We start from the raw sequence: 21,628 nt of genomic DNA on the forward strand, positions 1-21,628 counted from the left end.
GGGCGGACTGTGTTGGTGTTTGAGGAGGCGGCCTTCGGCTGTGGTTGTGCGATCGGCGTCTGCGGCGCGGTGCGCGTTCGTTCCCCGGTCGGAGGTGCTGCGCGGGCGGACTGTGTTGGCGTGGGAGGACACGGCCTCCGGCCGCGACTGTCCGATCGGCGCCTCCGGTGCGACGCGCGCTCCTTCCCCGGTCGGAGGTGCTGCGCGGACGGACTGTGTTGGCGTGGAAGGGCACGGCCTTCGGCCGCGGTTGTCCGATCGGCGCCCGCGGCGTGGGTTCCTTTCCCAGTCGATGGTGCTGCGCGGACGAGCTGTGTTGGCGAGGAGGGCACGGCCTTCGGCCGCAGTGTGCGATTGGCGCCTGCGGGGCGGTGCGCGTTCGTTCCCCGGTCGGAGGTGCTGCGCGAACGAACTGTGTTTGCGGGGGAGGGCGCGGTCTTCGGCTGCGGGCGCGCCGAGGTCGGGTGGTCGTAGGCACGCTGTTCGAAGCTCTTGACGGGGGCGTGGTTGGCCGCTTCGGTGTCAGGATGGGCGTTGTGGAGTCCTACGTCGAGCGGCCGCCGTTGGCGGGGCTGGCGGGTGTGGTGCGGACGGTCTGGATCCAGCGGACCGGCGACGCGGCGTACGTGCAGCGGCATCTGCCTACCGGTGGCGTGGAGATTCACTTTCCGATCGGCGGGCGTCCGCAGTTGGTGGGCCCGCTGACTGGTCCGGAGGTCGAGGTCATCCCCGCCCACACCACGATCGTGGGTGTGCGGTTCCACCCGGGCACGGCACCGCCCTTGCCGACGGTGCTCGACGATCTCGTGGATCAGCGCGTCAGCCTGGTGGACCTCTGGGGAAGCTTGGAGGACCGTCTCGTCGACGCGATGGCCCGAGCCGGCACGCCCGAACGAGCGCTCATGTTCTTGCAAGCCCACCTCCTGCAGGAGTTTCGTACTGCGGTGCGCGTAGATCCTCTGGTGGGCGAGGCGGTGCAGGCGTTGATGCCGTGGCACCCGCTCAACATCGACACGCTGGCCAACCATCTGGCGCTCTCCGCGAGTCAGCTGCGTCGCCGCTGCCTGCACGCGGTGGGGATGGGCCCCAAGGTGCTCCAACGGACCTTGCGGTTCCAGGGGTTTCTCGCGTTGGCGCAGGCCGGCGCCGCGCCCACGGGCCGGCGTGGTGCGGACGGTACGGCGGGCCTGGCGATCGACGCGGGGTACGCCGACCAGGCGCACCTCAGCCGGGAGTGCCTCCGCCTGACCGGCCTCACCCCGAGCCAACTCCTCGGCCTGAACCCGAGCCAGCCCCTCGGCGGCACCGTCGACCGGTGCATGTGCGGCCACGACCACTCCGCGTCGTACAAGCCGTTCCTCGCTACCCGGAGGCAGCCGCTCCGAGTCTGACCCGTGCGCGATTTGTTCAAGACCCCGCCGGCGTGCCGGTCATAGCGTCTGACTCATGACCGACTGGACCGACGCATTCGACGGCGAGCTGTTCAGCCCTGGCTCGGCGGGCTACGAAGAGCTCCGCCGCCCGTTCCACCCCGCCTACCGCGACGCGCGGCCCAAGCTCGTCGCTCTGTGCCGCTCGGTCGCGGACGTCGTCAGCGTCATCAAGTACGCCGCAACCACCGGAGACCGCCTCGCCCCACGAGGCGGAGGCCACTGCTTCGCGGGCCGATCGTCGACGGACGGGATCGTGCTCGACCTGTCCGGCCTCGACGGCATCGTGGTGGGATCTGATGGCATCGCGACGATCGGAGCCGGCGCCCGCCTGGCGCAGGTGTACGCCGCCCTGCACGCCTACGACCGGACCGTGCCGGGCGGATGCGGTCCGACCGTCGGCATCACGGGCCTCACCCTCGGCGGCGGAATCGGTCTGCTCGGGCGCAAGTACGGGCTCACCTGCGATCGCCTCGTCGGCGCACAGGTCGTGCTCGCGGACGGCAGCGTCGTGGAGTGCGACGCTGACCACGAACCAGACCTTTTCTGGGGTCTTCGCGGCGCCGGCGGCGGCCAGTTCGGTGTCGTCACGTCACTGCGATTCGACACCGTCCCTGAGCCGATGACCACCCGCATCGAGGCGCGCTGGTCAGACATGGCTCTCGAGGAACTGGTCTCGGCCTGGCAAGCCTGGGCTCCAAACGCCCCGGACGAACTCACCGTCAACCTCTCCCTGGTGTCCGAGCCCGGCGTACCCGTCCAGGCGACGATCTTCGGCGCCTCGCTGCTCGACGAGACGACGACCAGGGAGCTGTTGCAGCAGTTCACCGATCGGGCAGGGACCGTCGACTTGCCCGCTGGCCTGCCTTACAGCCGACTGAAGAGCACCTTCGGCGACCCACTCGATGAGCCCGAACGCCTCACCCGGTTCAGGTCGGAGTTCTTCGCCGACTCGATGGCCGACGGCACCATCGCATCCCTCCTGGCCCAGTTCTCGAGGACCACCGGCCGACGAGAGTTGGCGTTTACCGCGATGGGCGGGGCCTACAACAGGATTGTCGACAACGCGACGGCCTTCGCTCATCGCAGTACGCGCTTCCTGCTCGAGCACATCGCCGACGCGGACGATCCTTGGGTCGACGAGTCCTGGGCGACCGCGCACGCCGACGGGTCCGGCCGCGTCTACCCCAACTTCCCCGACAGCGCGCTCGACGACTGGGCATCGGCGTACCACGCGGCCAACTATCGGCGGCTCACAGAGGTCAAGCGCGCGTACGACCCGCACCGATTCTTCGACTTCCCGCAAGCCATCTGATCACCACGGAGGACAGCCATGAGCAAGGTCATCAGTGCCCACTCGGTTTCGGTCGACGGGTACATCACCGGTCGCGATCCCGGCGCCGGGCGTGGGCTCGGCGACGGGGGCATGCTGTTCAACTGGTACTTCGACGGGGACACGCCGAGCCAGGTGTTCGACGGCTTCAAGCTGAGCGAGGCCAGTGTCCGGTTCTTCGACGAGAGTGCCGACCGCGTCGGCGCCAGCCTGGCTGGTCGCAACACGTACGACGACTCCGGCTGGGTCAACGGCGGGGCACCCCACCCGACCGCGCCGTTGGTCGTCGTCAGCCACCGTCCGGTGCCGGGGATGAGCGACCCGCGTCAGACCCTGATCACGACCGGGATCGAGGACGCTGTCGCCGCGGCACGCGAGGTCGCCGGCGACAAGGACGTCGCCATCATGGGCGGCGGTGCGGTGACGTCGGCGCTAGCGGCCGGCCTCGTCGACGAGGTGATCCTCCACCAGGTGCCGATCCTGCTCGGCGCCGGGCGCAGCTTCTTCCAGGAACTCCCGGACCACGTGGAACTCCGCCTGCTCGAGGCCATCCCCGCGCCCGGCGTGACCCACTTGCACTACGAGGTTGTCCGATGATCCTCGTCACCGGCGGGCTCGGCATGATCGGCGCCCACACCGCCCGCGCGCTCCTCGACCTCGGGCAGGAGGTCGTCGTCACCACCCACCGCCGTACCGAGGTCCCGTCGTTCCTCGCCGGCCGGGTGATCGTCGAACCCCTCGACGTCACCGATCGGGACGCGTTCCTCGCCCTCGGCGCCCGCCACGACATCAGCGACATCGTCCACCTCGCGGGCAGTGTTCCGGGCGAGAACCCGGTGGACTTCCTCCGCACGGACACGACCGGTCTGCTCAACGCGCTCGACGCCGCCCGCGCTTGGGGCGTCCGCAGGTGTGCCGTCGCCAGCAGCCTCGGCGTGTACATCGGCCGGACCGAAACCCGGTGGCACGAGGAACTCGACCTGCCCACCACTGAGCTGCCGCACCTGATCATTGCGTTCAAGAAGGCCGTCGAGCCGCTCGCCATGCACAGCCTTGAAGGCAGCGGCGTCCAGCCCGTCGTACTCCGGATCGGGACCATCTGGGGACCGCTCGTCGACCCGGAATCACCGTTCTTCTACATCCCGCCGTACATCAGTGCCGTACTCCGGGGTGAGGAGCCGGAGCCGCTGTACGCCGACGACGGCGGGGACTGCTGCTACGCGCCGGACGCCGGCCGCGCGATCGCACTCCTGACGACCGCGAAAACCCTGCCGCACAACGTCTACAACGTGTCCAGCGGCCGGCCGTACACCAACCGCGACTTCGCGGATGCTCTGCAGGCGATCACTCCCGGCCTGAAGCTCGACCTCCTGCCGGGACGGCAGGGCGGTCCCGGCGACAACCCGTACCTCGACATCACCCGGCTCACCGACGACACCGGCTTCGAGCCGGCCTTCGATGTCGCCAAGGCAGTCGCCGACTACGTCGCATGGCGCGCCGAAAACCCTCGCTGAAGGAGAACAGCATGCTTGACCCGAAAGTACGCAGCGTCCTCGACGGCACCTCGATCGCTCACCTCGCCACGATCTGCGCCGACGGTTCGCCGCACAGCACTCCCGTGTACGTCGGCGCTCGCGGTGACCGCATCGTCTTCTTCACCGGTCCGACCATGCGCAAAGCACGCAACCTGCGCCGCGACCCTCGGATGGCGCTGTCCATCGCGCCTGTCGACAATCCCTTCGAGCCGGTCGTCATCCGCGGCCGGGTCGTCGAATGGATCGAGGGCGACGAAGCCTGGGAGATTGTCGACAATCTGGCCATGAAGTACGCCGGCGCTCCCTATCCCCGAGGTGAGGAGCGCGTCGTGGCCGTCATCGAGCCCGAGCACCAGGCTGTAGGGGTCGGGTGAGGGCCGCCGCTTTCCGCTCCGGCGCATCACCCTGCGTCCCCTGAAATCTCTTTCTGCCGGATTCAAACCCGGACCGGCTGCATCTGTTCACAGCCCCCGACGGCATCGCCCCGCAAGCACCCCAGCGCGTATGAGCACCCAGCACCCAGCGCACGCTGTACCCCATCACCCATCACCAGCGCCCAGCACCCAGCGCACGCTGTACCCCATCACCCATCACCCATCACCAGCGCCCAGCACCCAGCGCACGCTGTACCCCATCACCCTGCACCCAGCACCCTGCACCCAGCACCCAGCACCCAGCACCCAGCGCGCAGCGCGCCAAGCACCCAGTACGTCGTGCACGCTGGACCCCGCGCCTCGCGCTCGCTGGACCCCGCGCCTCGTGCACGCTGGGCCCCGCGCCTCGCGCTCGCTGGGCCCCGCGCCTCGTGCACGCTGGGCCCCGCGCCTCGCGCTCGCTGGACCCCGCGCCTCGTGCACGCTGGACCCCGCGCCTCGTGCACGCTGGACCCCGCGCCTCGTGGACGCTGGACCCCGCGCCTCGTGGACGCTGGACCCCGCGCCTCGTGGACGCTGGACCCCGCGCCTCGTGGACGCTGGACCCCGCGCCTCGCGCACGCTCTGCATAGCACCCCCGTCGAGAGGAATGCTCTTGAGAGACCCTGCGAACGCGACCGTCGAGGTCGAGCTGCCGGACGACTTCGACGAATTCTGGGCGGCCGGCCTGGCGGACTGTGCGTCGTACCCGCTGGAGCCGGTGCTCACCGAGATGCCAGCACTCTCCACGGACAATGTGATTGTCTACGATCTGCGCTACACCAGCTTCGGCGGTCTACGGATCGCCGGCTGGTACACCATCCCGCGCGACCGGCCGGCGCCGTGCCCGGCACTGGTGACGATCCCCGGCTACATCTCCGAGCCGACGATCCCGAAGGAATGGTCCGAGCTCGGGTACGCCGCCCTCGCGGTGGCGCCACGCGGCAAGCTCCGGTCGAACGACGTGTTCAACCCGGGCTATCCGGGGCTCCTGACGCACAACATCGTCGACCACAACACCTACGGGTATCGCGGCTTCTACCTCGACGTCGTGCGGGCGGTCGACGTACTGCTCGGTCGTCCGGAAGTCGACAATGCGCGGATCGGGCTGCAGGGATCGAGCCAGGGCGGCGGGCTCGGGATCAGTACGGCGGCGCTGCGACCCGACGCGATCAAGGCCGTCGCGGCCGGAGCGCCGTACTTGTGCGGGATCATGACCGCGCCGACGCTGACCCGGTCGTACCCGTACGAGGAGATCAACGAGTACCTGCGGGTGCACCCCAAGGACGTGGATCGGGTGCGGGAGTCGGTCGCCTACTACGACGGTCTCAACTTCGCGCCGAAGGTGCAGGCCCCGACGCTCCTGTACCTCGGGCTGGAGGACGATGTCTGCCCGCCGGAGACCGGGTTCGCGCTGCATCGGACGCTGACCTGCGAGAAGACGCTACACACCTTCCCGCACTGCGCGCATCACGCCGGGCTGCCGGGCGTGATGCGGATCGTGGAGGACTTCCTTGCCGAGCACCTGCAACCGGGACGGTGACTGATGGACTTCGACAACTACTGGGCCGCGGTCGACAAGGAACTCGCCGCGATACCCGCCCGTCCAGTGCTCGACGTGGTGCCGGCCCGGGCGAGCGACGAGGCGACGAGTTACACCGTCCGGCTGACGAGCACAGGCCCGTACCGCGTCTTCGGCCACCTGAGCATCCCCACCGGTGACGGCCCGTTCCCCGCGCTGCTCCAGACACCGCGGTACGGCAGCGTCAATCACGTACCGCACCCCAACGACCGGAGCCGGTACGTCGTGTTCGGTCTGATGCATCGTGGTCAGCGACTGGCCGACGAAGGATTCTCGGCGGCGTACCCAGGATTGTTGACAATGGGCATCGACGATCCGGCGTCGTACATCTATCGCGGGATCGCGGCGGACTGTCTCCGGGCGGCTGAGTTCCTGCTGGGGTTGTCGGAGGTCGATCCGGCACGGGTCGCGGTGACCGGCGACGACCTGGCCGTGCTGACGGCCGCGCGACGGCCCGGTTTCACCGCGCTCCGGTGACCGATCTGCTGTTCTACCGGGCGATGGAGGCGCGGCTGAGGTCCACTTCGTATCCGCTCGAGGAGCTCAATGATCACCTTCGAGCCGGATCGTCGGTGCAGATTGTCGACAACACCCTCTCCTACTTCGATCCGACCCGGCACGCGCCAGCGGTGACCGCCACGAGCCTGGTCGCGGCAGACGATCCGGACTGGTGTGCATCGCTGATCAACGCTCTGCCTGCCGCGGGTGTCTACAAGCTGACGCACCTCGATGGGACGGACAACGACTTCCTCGACGCGTGGTTGGCCGAGCTGTCCGGGGTCAGGTCGATGTCAAGGTTCGTGGTCGGATGAGTGATCCGCTCGAGGTAGATCCGCCGGTCCGTGCGTTCACGACACTCGGCGAGCTCGGGGTGCGGCCGGTGATCAACGCGTCCGCCACGCTGACGATGCTCGGTGGCTCCTTGATGCCGGCCCCGGTTCTGAAAGCGATGAACGACGCGGCCGCTCACTTCGTCGATCTGGACGAGCTGCACACTCGCGTGGGCGACCGGCTGGCCGCGCTGACGCACAACGAGGCGGCGTACGTGACCTGCGGTGCGGCGGCGGCGATCACGCTGACCGTTGCCGCCTGCATCACCGATCAGTCGCAGGTGTTCCCGGTCGACACCGAGGTGGTGATGTTCGCTTCGCAGCGGAACGGCTACGACTACGGCATCCAGCTGACCGGGGCTCGGATCATCGAGATCGGTCCGTCGATCGACGAGTTGCGAGCAGCCCTAGCTCGCGGGCCGGCCTGTGTCCTGTGGTTCGCCGGGACTCACTTCGCAGCCGGCGCGCTTGCCGTCGAGGACGTGGTCCGCGTCGCCGCGGAGGCCGGCGTGCCGGTGATCGTTGATGCGGCTGCACAGATCCCACCGGTCTCGACACTGTGGCGATTCACTCGCGAGGTGGGGGCGGACGCACTGATCCTCAGCGGTGGGAAGGGGCTACGCGGTCCGCAGGCCAGCGGCCTGGTGCTGGGCCGCCGGTGGATCGTGGACCGTTGCCGGCTGCATGCATCGCCGAACCAGGACATCGGGCGCGGCATGAAGGTCGGGAAGGAGGAACTGCTCGGTCTGCTCGCGGCGGTCGAGTGGACGCTTGAGCAGGATGAGGCGGCGATGCTCGCCGGCTACGAACGGATTGTCGACAACTGGATCCGCGGATTGCAGGGAATGCCGGGAGTGACCGTCACTCGCGGCTACCCGAGCGAGGCGGGTCAGCCACACAGCCGAGCGGTTGTGCGATTGTCGACAACCTCCGGCTGGACCCGGGACGACCTGGTCGCGGCGTTGTGGGACGGCGACCCGCGGATCGCCGTCGGCACCTATCGCCTGCCGGACGACGCGATCGCACTCAACCCGCAGACGGTGGAACCCGGCGAGGAGGAAAAGGTTCTCGAAGCCCTCGTCGGCCTTCTAAGCTCTGGGAATGGCGAGCAAGCCGGATGAGACGCGGGACGGGGTCGACCTGACCAACTTGGATCAGCCCTTGTTCGACGGGGCTGACGCGACCAAGCGGGATCTGGTCGACTATCTGGATGCGGTGCACGAGCGGATCCTGCTCGAGTTGCGGGAGCGGCCGTTGTCGGTGATCCGGATCCGGCCGGGGCAGCCGAAGTTCATGCAGAAGAACGTGCCTAAGTACACACCCGACTGGGTCAAGACGGTGCCGGTGTGGGCGGAGGCGTCCAAGCGCGAGGTGTCGTATGCACTGTGCGATGACCGGCGGACGCTGCTGTGGTTCGCGAACCAGCGCGCGGTCGAGTACCACCCGACGCTGATGCGCGCGGATCGTTGGGACCGCATCACGCATCTTGTGCTCGACCTCGACCCGCCGGAGGGAGACGAGACGTTCGCGAAGGCGGTGCAGGCGGCGTTCCTGGTGCGGCAGGCCTTGGCCGATGCCGGGCTGTCTGGTGCTGTCAAGACGAGCGGTGCGAAGGGTGTCCACGTGTTCGTGCCGATCGACGAGTCGGTGTCGATCGAGGATGCGGCTGCCGCGACCCGGGCGATCGCGGCGCGGGCCGAGCGGATCGACCCGGACGTCGCGACCACGGCGTACATCAAGGAGGACCGGGGCGGGAAGGTGTTCGTCGACTCGACGCGATCCGGTGGGGCGACGGTGGTCGCGGCGTACAGTCCGCGGGTCCGGCCCGGTACGCCGGTGTCGTTCCCGGTCGGTTGGGACGACCTGGACCGGGTCACTCCGCGCGACTTCACCGTCCGCACCGCCGTCGGTCAACTGGGCGACGCCGACCGCTGGGCCGATCAACTCCCAGCTCCCCAATCCCTCCCCGAAGACCTCCTCGAGGAAGGCCGAGCCATCCCCATCGCCCGCGTCATCGCCATGCACGAAGGCAAGCGCCGCAAACGGGCCAAGGAGAAGGCCGAGAAGGAGGACTAGGGCGCGCCCTAATCCTCGCTCGCCGTCGTGAGCTCGAGCGCGAGCTGACGTACGTCGGTGGACGGGTGGTTGCGCAGGGCAATGAGTAGGGTGCGCCAGGTGGAGGACCAGCCCGAGCGCGGGCCGGCGGCGGAGATCAGGGACCAGGCGAGGAGGCCGGCAGCCAGGTCCGGGTCGTGGACGAGCTGTGTCGCCGGATCCGCCAGGGACTCGGGGGACCAGTTGGCTTCGCTTGCCGTCAGCCGGGAGCGGAGCAGGTTGGCTGCCGAGAAAGCGGTCAACGGGCGGTCGCCAAGTCTGCTGCGCAGTTCAGGGAGTTCGGCTGAGAGGTTCGACCAGTCGACTGCGTAGGTCAGGAGGTGCAGGCGGAGGGCCAGGAGGTCCGGGGACTCGAGTTCGCCGGCGATGGTCTTGAGGACTCGGCGGCGCTCGAACGGTTTGGCGCTGAAGGCTGCGGCCACCCGATGGACGAGGGTGGTGAGGCGCTGGCGGGCCGGGTGGTCCCGGTCGGGAGTGGCGTTCGGCAGGTTGGGATCGTTCTCCAGCCGGACCAGCAGCCGTACGGCGGAGATCAGATCCTCGAGTCCCAGCTGCAGGTCCGTGGCAACGATCGCCACGAGCGCCGTCGTCGCGTCACTCCACGTCCGATTGCGAGCCGCCAGGTCGGTGATGAACCCCGCACACACCGGCGCCGCCGACCGATTCCACCGAGCCCACCGCGGCAGCGCCAACAAAGCGGCCCGCACGACCTCAGGCTCCGGCCGGTTCGTGACCGCGACCAAGAGGTCGGCATACCGCGACCGGTACTTCGCCGCCAGTCCGAAAGCCGACCGCTGCGTCAACACGATCGCCGTCGCCGCACTGTCGTGCACCGCCTGCTGCAGCAGCGCCCAGCTAGCAGGTTCGTGCAACAGGTACTGCGACGCCGCACTGGTGATCGCCGCCTTCACATCCCGATGCGCCGAAGCCCAAGCATCAGTCAGTACGGCGCTCGCACCCGGAGCACGGAGTTCGCCGAGCAGCCGGGCGGCCTCCTTCCGCGACGTCACCTTCACGCCCTCAGCGACCAGCACCGGATGGAGCAACCCCGGCAACACACTCGGCCGGACGAACCGGGCCGCCCTGGACGCCGCATAGATCGCGACCCGTGCCCGATCGTCACCAGCATGAGACAGCAACACCGGCAACGCCTGCTGCGGTGAGTCCGTCCACGCCAACGCACCCAGCGCAGCCTCCTGCAACAACACCAACTCGTGCCGCAGGAACGGTTCGAGCGCAGTACGTCCGACCCCAGGCACGTGTCCAAGCATCGACACCGCATTCGCCCGAGCCCAGTCCGGCATCCGCGCGTCCCCGGCTGCCTCGGCGACGAGTTCGGCGTACCTGGCCTGCTGGCGGGGGAGCCAGCGGCGGAGCGCGGTGCTGGAGACCTGCCACGCCGGATGGTTGCGATCGAATCGCCGGATGCGCGCGGGCTGAGAGAGGACCACATCCAGCAGATCGGTCCGCGATTCGGTGACAGCACGCCAGACCGCGTCCCATCGCGCCATACCGGCGTCTCGCCCGATGACGCGACCGATCCGTTCGGCCCTGGTCGCGGGAGGTTCCAGCCACAGCTCGGCCGCCTGACCGACGGTGTTCTCCTGGTTCGACCAGAGCGCTTGCTCCAGCGCGTTGTGCAGATGCTCGTTCGACCACCCGCGCTTCTCGAACGCGCGCGCGATCGCGAAGGTCAGCGTGAACTCGCGTCGCGCCACACTGTCGTCGACATACCGGCGGAGTACGTCGTACACCGCCGTCTCACGCCCACGCGGCAGACCATCGACGATTCCGTAGAGCTGCAGGCTGCCCTGGTTCTCGGTGATCCGCGCATGCGCCTGCAATCCCCAGTCGAGCAACCGTTCCTGTTGCCGCAGCGCACCTTCCCGTACGGCGGTCTCCGCGATGTGGCCGAGCGTCGACTGGGTGTACCAGGAGCTGTCGCGAGCCTCCAGTACGGCGGTCAGCAGGGTGTCCAGCGCAGTCACCGCAGCGTCGGTGTACGTCGACGGCGAGAGCTCGTTGACAGCAAGCAGCACGCCCTGGCGAACGGTGTCGCGGTCGTTACGCACCCGAGTCGCCCAGGAGATCGCGCTCGCGACCTGCTCAGGCTGCCGAGAGTGCCCGGCCGCAGCGATCACCGCGCGATAGACCCAATGCCGATCGTCAGCATCCGGCCGGCTGACCTCCGGCGACAGCAGTGCGAACGCCTCGTCGTAGGGGAGGAAGGCGGTGATCCGCCACCGCTCGCGCGTGTCCTCGGCGATCGGCGCGAGCGCCAGCATCCGCCGCGCCTGCTCGTACCTGAGCTCGCGGGGGACTACGGCGAGCAGGTCGGCGGAGAGCACGCTCTGCCCCAGCTCCACGGTGCCCGTGACCGCGGTGAAGATCGTTGCCCGGCGCGACGGCGGCAGATCCTCGAGCAGTTGGGTCAGATCCGGCCAGAGCAGTCGGCCGAGGGCGATCAGGTCGTCGTCGGAGTACCGGTGCAACCGGCGCCGGACCGCCGGGCTCAGGGCGATGTGCAACGAGCGAGCACGTTCGGGAGCGAGCAGAATCGCCAGCACACCGGCGGGATCGGCGTCGATCAACCGGCCCAGGATCGAGACGATTGCCGTCGGCAACTGGTCCGCCGGGAGCGCCGTGACGAGCAGGGACGCGACCTGCGCCGCATCGTGGTCGAGCGCGCCGACGACGCCGTACGCCGGGCCCTGCCACCACTCGGTCTTGTCCGGACCGGACGGCAGCGTGCTACTCGCGTAGGCCAGCACAACCTTCGGATGCCGCGAGCCAAGTCGTTGCCACTCACCACTACCGAGGCAGTACGCCAGCTCCGGGAGCAACCGCTCGACGGTCGCATCGTCGGTGCTGTTCAGCAGACCCGCTGCGGCCCGATCGCCCCACCGCTCCCGGTGGTCGTCGACCAGCCGCGCAGCCAGATGCGACCGTCCGGTCTTGCGGATCACGTGCAGCAGCTTGGTCCGCAGTACGGCGGGTGCGTCGTCGTACAGGATCCGCAGATCGTCATCAGACACCGGGACGCCGCCGGCAACCGCGGCGAGCGCCCGCGCCTGCACCGAGGGATCTGAGTCCCGGAGCAACGCCGTCACGTAAGCGACGTTCCCGGCCGCCTGCGCCACGGTCAGCCCGAGCGTCCGCTCGTAGGACGTACCGCGCGCCAGCTCGTCAAGGAGCGCGGACCCATTCAGCCCACGGCCCGCTAGTGCGGCCGCCCGCTGCCGCGCGTCGTACGGAAGCTTGTCGACGGACTGGATCAGCTCGCTCGCACGCATGGGCCCAATCCTGCCTACCCCGGGTGTCAGGTCTGTCGGGCAGGGTCGCGTCGAGCCGCAGTACGGCGGCCTGTCAACTGACCTGCTCGAGTTCCGCGAAGGCGGCGGCGAGCTTCGGCAAGGTGTAGTGCGCGTTGAGTCCACTCGGATTCGGCAGGACCCAGACGCGGGTGTCCCCGATCATGCGGTCCTGCTTGCCCATGGCAGCCTTCCGCTCGCCGAAAGCGTCCCGGTACGCCGTGACGCCGACGATCGCGAGCCATTCCGGCTGGACGCGAAGGACCTTCGTCACCAGGTTCTCCCCGCCGGCCAGGTACTCCGCGCGCGTCAGTTCGTCGGCTCGCGCGGACGGGCGGTCGACGACGTTGGTGATCCCGAGGCGGTAGGTCAGGAGCTCACCCTGCTCGTCCGGCCGCAACTGGCGCGGCGTGAACCCACTCAGGTGCAGCGCCGGCCAGAACCGATTCCCCGGCCGGGCGAAGTGATGACCGGTCTCCGCCGACATCAGCCCGGGATTGATCCCGCAGAACAGCACCCGCAGCCCGTCACTGATCACGTCCGGCAGAGGTTGCACGCGCCAAACCGTACCTAAGGACGGGAGGTAGTCGTCGCCCGCAGGGCCGCTCACGCCTGAGGTCAGCGTCGGAGCGGCTCCGTGACCGACACCTCCCGTCCTTAGGTACATCCACGCGCGTCAACCCAGGGTTGACCCCGAGCGGATTGTCAACCTAAGGTTGACGGCATGACTCCTGGACCTGACCTGCAGCAACTCATCAACACGATCAAGGCGGACGCCGGCAGCGACGACGAACTCGAGCAACTGGCCGCCGCGGCGTCGACGATCAGCGAACTGACCAGCACCGGCGACGCCGCCCTCGGCTTCTTCGTGGACCGCGCCCGCGGCGCCGGCAAATCCTGGGTCGAGATCAGCGCGGTGCTCGGCGTGAGTAAGCAGGCCGCGCACAAGCGCTTCGCCGACTCGTGGACCAGCAAGCCCGCCTTCAACCGGTACACGAAGCGCGCGATGGCTGTGGTGAAGGCCGCGGCGGACGTGGCCCGCGGCGACAACCACGACTACATCGGCACCGAGCACCTGCTGCTCGCGTTCTACGCCGAACCCGAGTCGCTCGGTACGAAGGCCCTGCTGCACCACGGCATCACACAAGAACGGGTCCGCGCCGCCGTCGACGAGGTGAATCCGGCGGAGGAGCCGACCGACCCGCCGAAGACGCTCGACGCCGAGCGACCGCCGTTCACCCGGCGGACCGCGCACGTACTGCAAGGCGCGGTCGGGGAGGCGCTGACGCTGGGGCACAACTACATCGGCACCGAGCACCTGCTGCTGGCGTTCTACCGGGACTCGGCCGGCCTGGCGACGAAGATCCTGCTGGCGGAGAACTTCGACGAGACCGCTGCCTGGACTGCCCTCCGTGCGCTGCTGGAGGAGGCGACGAAGTAGGTTGGGCGCATGCCTGACTGGTCTGCGCGGTTGAGTGAACTGGCGGTGACGGCGAAGGTTCCGGGGGCGGTGCTCGGGATCTGGCACGACGGTGAGACGACGATCGCGCCGTACGGCGTGCTGAACGCGTCGACAGGGGTGGAAACGACGGAGGACTCGGTCTTCCAGCTCGGGTCGGTCAGCAAGCCGTGGACCGCGACGATGATCGTCCAGCTGGCCGCGGATGGGCGGCTGGACCTGGACGACGCCGTGGTGAAGTTGTTGCCGGAGGCATCGATCGACCCGCGGATCACCGTCCGTCACCTGCTCACTCACACCAGCGGCATCGACGGCGACGTGTTCACCGACACCGGCCGCGGCGACGAGTGCCTCGAGCGGTACGTCGCTCTCCTCGCCGACGTCGAGCAGTTGTTCGAGCCAGGTACGGCGTACTCGTACTGCAACGCCGGGTTCGTGCTGCTCGGCAGGCTGATCGAGGTGCTCGACGCAGGCAGCTGGGACGAGTCGCTGCGCAAGCGGCTGGTCGAGCCGCTCGGGCTGACCAGGACGGTCACGCTGCCGGAGGAGGCGATCCTGCACCGCGCCGCCCTGGGTCACCTGGGCACCGACGGCTCGCCGGTCAAGACGTGGCAGTTGCCGCGGAGCATCGGTCCGGCCGGAGGGGTCACCGCGTCCGCCGGCGACCTGCTCGAGTTCGCCCGGATGCACCTGACCGACGACCGCTACCGGTCGATGCAGGAGCCGCAGGTCCCGTACGCCGGTGGCATCGGCGGCTTCAGCAACCTCGGCCTGGCCTGGCGGATCTACGACTGGCAAGGCCGCGGCCTGTTCGGCCACGACGGTACGACGATCTCCCAGCTGGCGTTCCTCCGGATCGACCCTGAGGCGCGGCTGATCATGTGCCTGCTGACCAACTCCGGCAATGGCACGACCCTGTTCGAGCCGCTGGCCACGGAGGTCTTCACGCACTTCACCGGGGTCGGCCACCCGGCCTCACCGCAGCCGGCCGACGCCTCGGTCGACGACCGCCATGTCGGCCGCTACGAGCGGGCCAGCGTCCGGCTGGACGTCATACGGCGCGACGACGCGCTGGTGATGGCGTATCAGGCCACCGGTGACCGGCTGTCGTTCGCCGAGCAGCCTGTGCAGGAGTACGAGCTGCGCCCGACCGAGCCCGTGGACGGCGATCACTTCGTCACCCGCGAGGCGCCGGAGCATCCGTGGGTCCCGGTCACGTTCACGCCGAGTCACGTCTTCACCTCCGGCCGGGTCACGCCCAAGCGTTGAGCGGAACCGCCTGCTGAGATATTCGGGGTGCGATTTGGGGTGAGCGAGCTAACGTCTCACCTGTGACTAGTGCACCTGCTGAACTTCCTCGTAAGGCCGGTGACCTCCGGGCCGCCGGGTATCTCCCACGGTCGATCAAGGCCGAGATTCGTGACAACCTGCTGACAGAACTCCGGGCCGGGCGTGATCCGTGGCCCGGCATCGTCGGGTTCACCCGGACGGTGATTCCGCAACTCGAACGCGCCCTGCTCGCGGGGCACGACGTGGTCCTGCTCGGTGAGCGCGGCCAGGGCAAGACCCGGCTGCTGCGCACCCTGGTCGGTCTGCTGGACGAATGGACCCCGGTGATCGAGGGCGCCGAACTGCCCGAGCACCCGCTCGACCCGATCACGCCGGCATCGCGCCGCCGCGCCGCGGAGCTCGGCGACGAACTGCCCGTCACCTGGATCCATCGCAGCGAGAGGTACGCCGAGAAGCTCGCGACACCGGATACCTCGGTGGGCGACCTGATCGGTGACGTGGACCCGGTGAAGGTTGCCGAGGGCCGCAGTCTGGGTGACCCGGAAACCATCCACTTCGGTCTGGTGCCCCGGGCGCACCGCGGCATCGTGGCGATCAACGAGCTACCGGACCTGGCCGAGCGGATCCAGGTCGCGCTGCTCAACGTGATGGAGGAGCGCGACATCCAGGTCCGCGGGTACACGCTGCGGCTGCCGCTCGACGTGTTGCTGGTGGCAACGGCCAACCCGGAGGACTACACCAACCGCGGCCGCATCATCACGCCGCTGAAGGACCGGTTCGGCGCCGAGGTCCGGACCCACTACCCGCTCGACATCGACGCCGAGGTGGACGTGATCCGGCAGGAGGCCGAGTTCACCGCCGAGGTCGGCGAGCCGCTGCTCGAGGTGCTGGCCCGGTTCGTCCGGCACCTGCGCGAGTCGACGTCGATCGACCAGCGGTCGGGTGTGTCGGCCCGGTTCGCGGTCGCCGCGGCCGAGACGATCGCCGCCGCCGCGCTCCGGCGCAGCGCGATCACCGGCGAGGAGCCGGCCGTCGCGCGGCCGGTCGACCTGGAGGCCGTGCCCGCCGTACTGCGCGGCAAGCTCGAGTTCGAACCCGGCGAGGAAGGGCGCGAGATCGAGCTGCTCGAGTACCTGCTGCGTCGCTCGGTCGCCGACACCGCACGGGAGCGCTTCGCCGGTCTCGACCTCAGCCCGCTGGCCCACGCTGTTGCCGATGGCAACCTTGTGACCACGGGTGAGCGGGTGCCCGGCCGCGACGTGCTGGCCGCGCTGCCGGAGCTGCCGGTTCTGCACGACGTCGCGGCGCGCGCCGGCGTCGAGCCGGACGAGTCGCCCGGCCGCATCGCCGCCGCGGTCGAGCTCGCCCTGGAGGCGTTGTACCTGTCGAAACGACTGGCCAAGGACGCCGACAACGACACGACGATCTACGGGATCTGACATGTCCGCGTCGATACCGGAAGGCTGGTCGTACGGTCCGTGGCACGACGGGCCGGATCCGCTCGCCGCGCCGGCCGACCTGCGGGACGCGCTGGACGAGATCGGCCGCGACGTGATGAATGGCTCGTCGCCGCGGTCCGCGCTGGAGGAACTGCTCCGGCGCGGCACCCGGAACACCCAGGGCCTGGACGACCTCACCCGCAGGATGTGGGAGCGCCGCCGCGAGATCCAGCGGCGGCACAACCTCGACGGCACCCTGCGGGACGTCCAGCGGTTGCTGGACGAGGCGCTGGCGGCCGAGCGGCGCGAGCTGTTCCCGAACCCGTCCGACGACGCCCGGTTCAAGGAGGCCGAGCTCGACGCGCTTCCGTCGGGTACGGCGGCCGCCGTACGGGAGCTGGCCAACTACCAGTGGGAGTCGTCGGAGGCGCGGCAGAAGTACGAGGAGATCCGGGAGTTGCTCGGGCGCGAGCTGCTCGGGTCGCGGTTCGAGGGCATGAAGGAGGCGCTGCAGCAGACCACGCCTGAGGACGTCGAGCGGATCAACGAGATGCTCACCGACCTCAACGCGTTGCTCGCCGCGCATGCGCAGGACCGGCCCGAGGTGCCGGAGTTGTTCGACGAGTTCATGGCCAAGCATGGCGAGTTCTTCCCGGAGAATCCGCAGAACGTCGACGAACTGATCGACGTACTGGCGCAGCGGGCGGCCGCGGCGCAGCGGATGATGAACTCGATGACCGCCGAGCAGCGGGCCGAGCTGATGGAGTTGTCGCAGCAGGCGTTCGGCAGTCCGCAACTCGCCCAGCAGTTGGCGCAGCTGGACGCCCAGCTGCAGTCGTTGCGGCCGGGGGAGGACTGGACCGGGTCGGAGCGGATGAGTGGTGACGACCCGCTCGGTCTCGCCGACGGTGCGCGGGCGATGTCCGACCTCGCCGAGCTGGATGCGCTGGCCGAGCAGTTGGCGCAGTCGTATCCGGGCGCGCGGCTCGAGGACATCGACCTCGATGCGCTCACCCGGCAGCTCGGCGACGAGGCAACAGTGGATGCTCGCCGGTTGTCCGAGCTGGAGAGGCAGCTGCGCGACCAGGGTTTGCTCGAGCGAGCGCCCGATGGTTCGTTGCGGTTGTCGCCGAAGGCGCTGCGGCAGCTCGGGCAGACCGCGCTGGCCGACGTACTGCGGGCTGCTCGGGGATCGGGTGAACGCGACGCTGCGAATGCCGGGGCGGCTGGGGAGCTGAGTGGCTCCAGCCGGCAATGGCAGTTCGGCGACACCCAGCCGTGGGATGTGCCTCGGACCGTGCGGAACGCCGTACTGCGGAGTGCTACCCGCAGCGGGTCGGTCAAGCTGGATGTGGCCGATGTGGAGATCGCGGAAACCGAGCACCGGGCCCGGGCCGCGGTCGCGTTGCTGGTCGACACGTCGTGGTCGATGGTCCAGGAGGGCCGTTGGCTGCCGATGAAGCGGACGGCCCTCGCGCTGCACCAGCTCATCTCGACCCGCTACCGCAACGACGCGCTCCAGCTGATCACGTTCGGGAGGTACGCCGGAGTCGTCGAGCTGCCGCAGCTGATCGGGATGGAGGGCGCCTGGGAGCAGGGGACGAATGCGCATCACGCCCTGCTGCTGGCCGGCCGTCATCTGCGTCGTCATCCGGACGCGCAGCCGGTGGTCCTGATGGTGACCGACGGCGAGCCGACCGCGCACCTCGAGCCGGACGGTACGGCGGAGTTCTCCTACCCGCCCGAGCCGGCCACGCTCCGCAAGACGATCTTCGAGGTGGACCGCCTGGCCAAACTCGGCGCGTCGCTCACGGTCTTCCGCCTGGGCGACGACCCCCGCCTCAACGCCTTCGTCGACCTCCTCGCCCGCCGCAGCGGCGGCCGAGTCCTCGCCCCCGACCCCGACGGCCTAGGCGCCGCCGTGGTAGGCGACTACCTCCGAACCCGCCGCAAACTCTGAACCGGTTGCCGTGGGCACCTATCAGGTGCCCACGGCAGGTTTCAGCTTCGGGCTGTCCGGGCGGCCTCGACGAGGTGTCGCAGGGCGGGCGCGACCTCGTCGTAGGTGCGGGTTTTCAGGCCGCAGTCGGGGTTGATCCAGAGGCGGGCGGCGGGGACTGTGGTGAGGGCGTGGGCGATCAGGTCCGAGAGTTCGTCGCGGGTGGGTACGCGGGGCGAATGGATGTCGTACACGCCTGGCCCGACGCCGCGGCGGAACCCGGAGGCGGCCAGGTCGCCGAGGATCTCCATGCGTGACCGCGCGGCCTCGATCGTGGTCACGTCGGCGTCCAGTCCGTCGATCCCGGCGATCACCGCACCGAACTCCGAGTAGCACAGATGCGTGTGGATCTGGATCTCGGCGGACGCGCCGCCGGTGGCCAGCCGGAACGCACCGACCGACCAGTCCAGGTACGCCTTCTGCTCCGCCGATCGCAATGGCAGCAACTCGCGCAGCGCGGGTTCGTCCACCTGCACGATCCTGATCCCGGCCGACGCCAGGTCGGCCACCTCGTCCCGCAGGGCCAGCGCGACCTGATCGGCAGTGATGGCGGCGGGCTGGTCGTCGCGGACGAAGGACCAGGCCAGGATCGTCACCGGCCCAGTCAGCATCCCCTTCACCGGCCGCTCGGTCAGCGACTGCGCGTACGACGCCCAGCGCACGGTCATCGGCTCGGGTCGTGACACGTCGCCGTACAGGATCGGCGGCCGGACGCACCGGCTGCCGTACGACTGCACCCAGCCGTGCTTGGTGGAAGCGAAGCCGTCCAGCTGTTCGGCGAAGTACTGCACCATGTCGTTGCGCTCGGGCTCGCCGTGCACGAGCACGTCCAGTCCGAGTTCTTCCTGCAGGCTGATCACCCGCGCGATCTCGGCCCGCATCCGCTCGTCGTACGTCGCCTGGTCGATCCGGCCGGACCGCAGCTCGGTGCGGGTTCGCCGGAGGTCCGCGGTCTGCGGGAACGAGCCGATCGTGGTGGTCGCGAGATCCGGCAACCCGATCGACTCCTGCGCGGTCCGGCGTTCGTCGTACGGCGCTCGCTGCCGATCCTCGGGCCGGATCGCGGCGACCCGGTCGCGGACCGCCTGCTCACGAGCGAGGCCGGATTCCTTCAGCGGGCCGCGGGACGGACTGTCGAGGTTCACCAGTACGCCGGGCTCGTCCTCGCTGAGCGCACGGCCGAGCCGGACTACCTCGTCGACTTTCTGCCGCGCGAACGCGAGTCGCGCCCGCACCTGCGGATCAAGCTCGTCCTCCGCATCCACGTCGTACGGCAGGTGGAGCAGCGAGCACGAGGTGGAAACCGCGAGCCGGCCGACGGAGCCGAGCAGCTGCACGCAGGTCGACAACGCTTCACCCAGGGGAGTGCGCCAGACGTTCCGGCCGTCGACCACCCCGGCGAAAACGGTCTTCCGTTGGAGGGCAGGCAGGACGGCCAGTCGGTCGACCAGTCCAGGAGTGGACACGAGGTCGACCGCCAGCCCTTCGACCGCGGTGGACGCGAGCACCGGCAGGGCAGCACCGGGATCTCCGAAGTACGTCGCGACCAGGAGACGCGGGCGTTCGGTGAGCTTCGCCAACCGGTCGTACGCGCGACGAAGAGCGTCGAGCTCAGCCGGTGTGCGGTCCTGGACCAAGGCCGGCTCGTCCAGCTGCACCCAGTCAGCTCCCGCGGCATCGAGCCTGCCGAGCAGTTCGGCGTACGCCTCCAGAAGACGGTCGAGCAGGCTGAGTGGTTCGAAGCCCGGAGTTGTGGATTTCGAGAGCAGCAGGAAGGTCAGTGGTCCGATCAGGACCGGGCGGGTTTCCACGCCGGCTTCTCGCGCGGCCGCCAGGTCCTCCAGTGGCTTGGCCGGGTCGAGCCGGAACACCGTGTCGTCGGTGAGCTCGGGGACCAAATAGTGGTAGTTGGTGTCGAACCATTTGGTCAGCTCCAGCGGCGCGACCTCGGCGTGGCCACGCGCCATCGCGAAGTACGTGTCGAGTCCGGAGCGATCGAGGGCGCGGAAGCGCTCGGGAATGATCCCGAACAGCTGCACATGGTCGAGCATCTGGTCGTAGTACGAGAAGGTGTTGCCGGGGAGAACGTCGAGTCCGCGGCCGGCCAGGTCGCGCCAGGTGGCGGCGCGCAGTTGGTGGGCGGTCGCCTCGAGTTCGGCCGCGTCGCTGTCGCCGGACCAGTACTTCTCGACGGCCTTCTTGAGTTCGCGGTCCGGGCCGATGCGCGGATAGCCCAGCACTGTCTTGATGGTGTTCACGTCTCTCTCCTCGCGAGCGTGCCAGGGATCGGCGGGGTCGCGGAGACGCCGGACGGGTCCTCCCACGAGACCACCGATCCACCGCGCACCGGGTGGTGCGCGGACCGGCGGCAGGTCTTCGGACTCACGGGCAGTCCGGTCGGTCCGACCGGTCGGCCTACTGGCCGTCGCTTCCCGGACGCGGGCGTCCAGTGCTGTCTGACGGCTGTCGTTCCCGTTCACCGCTGCGGGGCAGTCCCGGATTCACACCGGGTTCCCTCTTGCCTCGCCTCGTCGTCGACCACCCGACCAGGCGAACCGTCGGCAGTGCCGAGCGTACCCCGCGGGCACCGCGACGCGCCGGACGGCGAGACGAACACCACTCGCGCGATGCCCGCCGTCGACGCGACGAAACCCCGGGAGCGATTCGCCGGAAGGTTTCGTTGGTGGACGTGCCGATTGTCTTGCGTTGTCAACGGGGGAAGGGTTTTCCGGCCTTCGACCTGTGGGCAGAGTCACGTCGGCATCGTGAGACCAGTGTTCAACTGGACTGGTTTTTGGGCTTACTCTGAGAGCAACGCCCCCGCCACTGGAGTCGATGGGCCAGCGGGCCACCTCACCGCGCTCAGAAGCACCGCCCGAACCTCAGGGAGTG

At 69.2% G+C, this 21,628-nt stretch carries 17 protein-coding genes and 1 riboswitch; of the genes, 14 read left to right on the top strand and 3 right to left on the bottom strand.

All coding sequences use genetic code 11. The features are described from left to right. Positions 1-527 precede the first annotated feature (527 nt). From ACGFH6_RS32465 to ligD, 10 genes are all read left to right on the top strand, one after another. On the top strand, positions 528-1,391 hold the full coding sequence (locus tag ACGFH6_RS32465; protein WP_393391509.1) for a helix-turn-helix domain-containing protein: 864 nt from the start codon (positions 528-530) through the stop codon (positions 1,389-1,391). Positions 1,392-1,446: 55 nt separating this feature from the next. Continuing rightward, positions 1,447-2,745, top strand: coding sequence for an FAD-binding oxidoreductase (locus tag ACGFH6_RS32470; RefSeq protein ID WP_393391511.1), 1,299 nt, complete (start codon positions 1,447-1,449; stop codon positions 2,743-2,745). An 18-nt stretch (positions 2,746-2,763) separates the two neighbouring features. Further along, positions 2,764-3,360 (top strand): dihydrofolate reductase family protein, encoded by a 597-nt coding sequence (locus ACGFH6_RS32475; RefSeq protein ID WP_393391513.1) that lies wholly within the window; start codon positions 2,764-2,766, stop codon positions 3,358-3,360. Continuing rightward, complete coding sequence (locus ACGFH6_RS32480; protein ID WP_393391515.1) at positions 3,357-4,277, top strand: NAD-dependent epimerase/dehydratase family protein; 921 nt, start codon at positions 3,357-3,359, stop codon at positions 4,275-4,277. The genes ACGFH6_RS32475 and ACGFH6_RS32480 overlap by 4 nt, the downstream gene beginning before the upstream one ends. Positions 4,278-4,288: 11 nt before the next feature. After that, positions 4,289-4,672: a PPOX class F420-dependent oxidoreductase gene (locus tag ACGFH6_RS32485; RefSeq protein ID WP_393391516.1), complete on the top strand. Its 384-nt coding sequence runs from the start codon at positions 4,289-4,291 to the stop codon at positions 4,670-4,672. Between the two features lie 655 nt (positions 4,673-5,327). Continuing rightward, positions 5,328-6,254 carry an acetylxylan esterase gene (locus ACGFH6_RS32490; RefSeq protein ID WP_393391517.1) on the top strand — a complete coding sequence of 309 codons (927 nt, stop codon included), beginning with the start codon at positions 5,328-5,330 and terminating at the stop codon, positions 6,252-6,254. A gap of 3 nt (positions 6,255-6,257) precedes the next feature. After that, positions 6,258-6,770, top strand: coding sequence for an acetylxylan esterase (locus ACGFH6_RS32495; protein WP_393391519.1), 513 nt, complete (start codon positions 6,258-6,260; stop codon positions 6,768-6,770). Continuing rightward, the gene (locus tag ACGFH6_RS32500; protein WP_393391521.1) at positions 6,767-7,105 is read left to right on the top strand and encodes a hypothetical protein; all 339 of its coding nucleotides are present in this window, start codon (positions 6,767-6,769) and stop codon (positions 7,103-7,105) included. Before ACGFH6_RS32495 ends, ACGFH6_RS32500 begins: the two co-directional genes overlap by 4 nt. After that, positions 7,102-8,244 carry an aminotransferase class V-fold PLP-dependent enzyme gene (locus ACGFH6_RS32505; RefSeq protein WP_393391523.1) on the top strand — a complete coding sequence of 381 codons (1,143 nt, stop codon included), beginning with the start codon at positions 7,102-7,104 and terminating at the stop codon, positions 8,242-8,244. The genes ACGFH6_RS32500 and ACGFH6_RS32505 overlap by 4 nt, the downstream gene beginning before the upstream one ends. Continuing rightward, entirely contained in the window at positions 8,225-9,199 is a 975-nt protein-coding gene (gene ligD, locus ACGFH6_RS32510) for a non-homologous end-joining DNA ligase (protein ID WP_393391525.1), read from the top strand. The genes ACGFH6_RS32505 and ligD overlap by 20 nt, the downstream gene beginning before the upstream one ends. Positions 9,200-9,207: 8 nt before the next feature. Here the strand turns inward: ligD and ACGFH6_RS32515 are convergent, their stop codons facing one another. Continuing rightward, a complete protein-coding gene (locus tag ACGFH6_RS32515) occupies positions 9,208-12,531 on the bottom strand; it encodes a hypothetical protein (protein WP_393391527.1) in 3,324 nt (1,107 codons plus the stop codon). A gap of 73 nt (positions 12,532-12,604) precedes the next feature. Continuing rightward, positions 12,605-13,105, bottom strand: coding sequence for a G/U mismatch-specific DNA glycosylase (mug, locus tag ACGFH6_RS32520; protein WP_393391528.1), 501 nt, complete (start codon positions 13,103-13,105; stop codon positions 12,605-12,607). 168 nt (positions 13,106-13,273) lie between these two features. Between mug and ACGFH6_RS32525 the strand changes: the two genes are divergently transcribed. The 4 genes from ACGFH6_RS32525 (at position 13,274) to ACGFH6_RS32540 (ending at position 18,697) form a co-directional block, all read left to right on the top strand. After that, positions 13,274-13,990, top strand: coding sequence for a Clp protease N-terminal domain-containing protein (locus tag ACGFH6_RS32525; protein WP_393391530.1), 717 nt, complete (start codon positions 13,274-13,276; stop codon positions 13,988-13,990). 9 nt (positions 13,991-13,999) lie between these two features. Next, entirely contained in the window at positions 14,000-15,277 is a 1,278-nt protein-coding gene (locus tag ACGFH6_RS32530) for a serine hydrolase domain-containing protein (RefSeq protein WP_393391532.1), read from the top strand. A gap of 62 nt (positions 15,278-15,339) precedes the next feature. Further along, the gene (locus ACGFH6_RS32535; RefSeq protein ID WP_393391533.1) at positions 15,340-16,737 is read left to right on the top strand and encodes an ATP-binding protein; all 1,398 of its coding nucleotides are present in this window, start codon (positions 15,340-15,342) and stop codon (positions 16,735-16,737) included. Between the two features lies 1 nt (position 16,738). Continuing rightward, positions 16,739-18,697 (top strand): VWA domain-containing protein, encoded by a 1,959-nt coding sequence (locus ACGFH6_RS32540; protein ID WP_393391535.1) that lies wholly within the window; start codon positions 16,739-16,741, stop codon positions 18,695-18,697. 41 nt (positions 18,698-18,738) lie between these two features. On the opposite strand, the gene metE is transcribed toward ACGFH6_RS32540, so the two are convergent. Further along, positions 18,739-20,994, bottom strand: a complete 2,256-nt coding sequence (gene metE / locus ACGFH6_RS32545; RefSeq protein WP_393391537.1) for a 5-methyltetrahydropteroyltriglutamate--homocysteine S-methyltransferase — start codon at positions 20,992-20,994, stop codon at positions 18,739-18,741. A gap of 91 nt (positions 20,995-21,085) precedes the next feature. Beyond that, positions 21,086-21,311: riboswitch (cobalamin riboswitch) on the bottom strand. Between the last annotated feature and the right edge of the window lie 317 nt (positions 21,312-21,628).

Source organism: Kribbella sp. NPDC049227, assembly GCF_043197265.1.
In the GTDB taxonomy this organism is placed as follows: Bacteria; Actinomycetota; Actinomycetes; order Propionibacteriales; family Kribbellaceae; genus Kribbella.

Excerpts from the sequence above, each read along its gene's own strand:
- ACGFH6_RS32465 (WP_393391509.1), top strand. The coding sequence starts at position 528 with ATGGGCGTTGTGGAGTCCTACGTCGAGCGGCCGCCGTTGGCGGGGCTG.
- ACGFH6_RS32470 (WP_393391511.1), top strand. The coding sequence starts at position 1,447 with ATGACCGACTGGACCGACGCATTCGACGGCGAGCTGTTCAGCCCTGGC.
- ACGFH6_RS32475 (WP_393391513.1), top strand. The coding sequence starts at position 2,764 with ATGAGCAAGGTCATCAGTGCCCACTCGGTTTCGGTCGACGGGTACATC.
- ACGFH6_RS32480 (WP_393391515.1), top strand. The coding sequence starts at position 3,357 with ATGATCCTCGTCACCGGCGGGCTCGGCATGATCGGCGCCCACACCGCC.
- ACGFH6_RS32485 (WP_393391516.1), top strand. The coding sequence starts at position 4,289 with ATGCTTGACCCGAAAGTACGCAGCGTCCTCGACGGCACCTCGATCGCT.
- ACGFH6_RS32495 (WP_393391519.1), top strand. The coding sequence starts at position 6,258 with ATGGACTTCGACAACTACTGGGCCGCGGTCGACAAGGAACTCGCCGCG.
- ACGFH6_RS32505 (WP_393391523.1), top strand. The coding sequence starts at position 7,102 with ATGAGTGATCCGCTCGAGGTAGATCCGCCGGTCCGTGCGTTCACGACA.
- ligD (WP_393391525.1), top strand. The coding sequence starts at position 8,225 with ATGGCGAGCAAGCCGGATGAGACGCGGGACGGGGTCGACCTGACCAAC.
- ACGFH6_RS32515 (WP_393391527.1), bottom strand. The coding sequence starts at position 12,531 with ATGCGTGCGAGCGAGCTGATCCAGTCCGTCGACAAGCTTCCGTACGAC.
- ACGFH6_RS32525 (WP_393391530.1), top strand. The coding sequence starts at position 13,274 with ATGACTCCTGGACCTGACCTGCAGCAACTCATCAACACGATCAAGGCG.
- ACGFH6_RS32530 (WP_393391532.1), top strand. The coding sequence starts at position 14,000 with ATGCCTGACTGGTCTGCGCGGTTGAGTGAACTGGCGGTGACGGCGAAG.
- ACGFH6_RS32540 (WP_393391535.1), top strand. The coding sequence starts at position 16,739 with ATGTCCGCGTCGATACCGGAAGGCTGGTCGTACGGTCCGTGGCACGAC.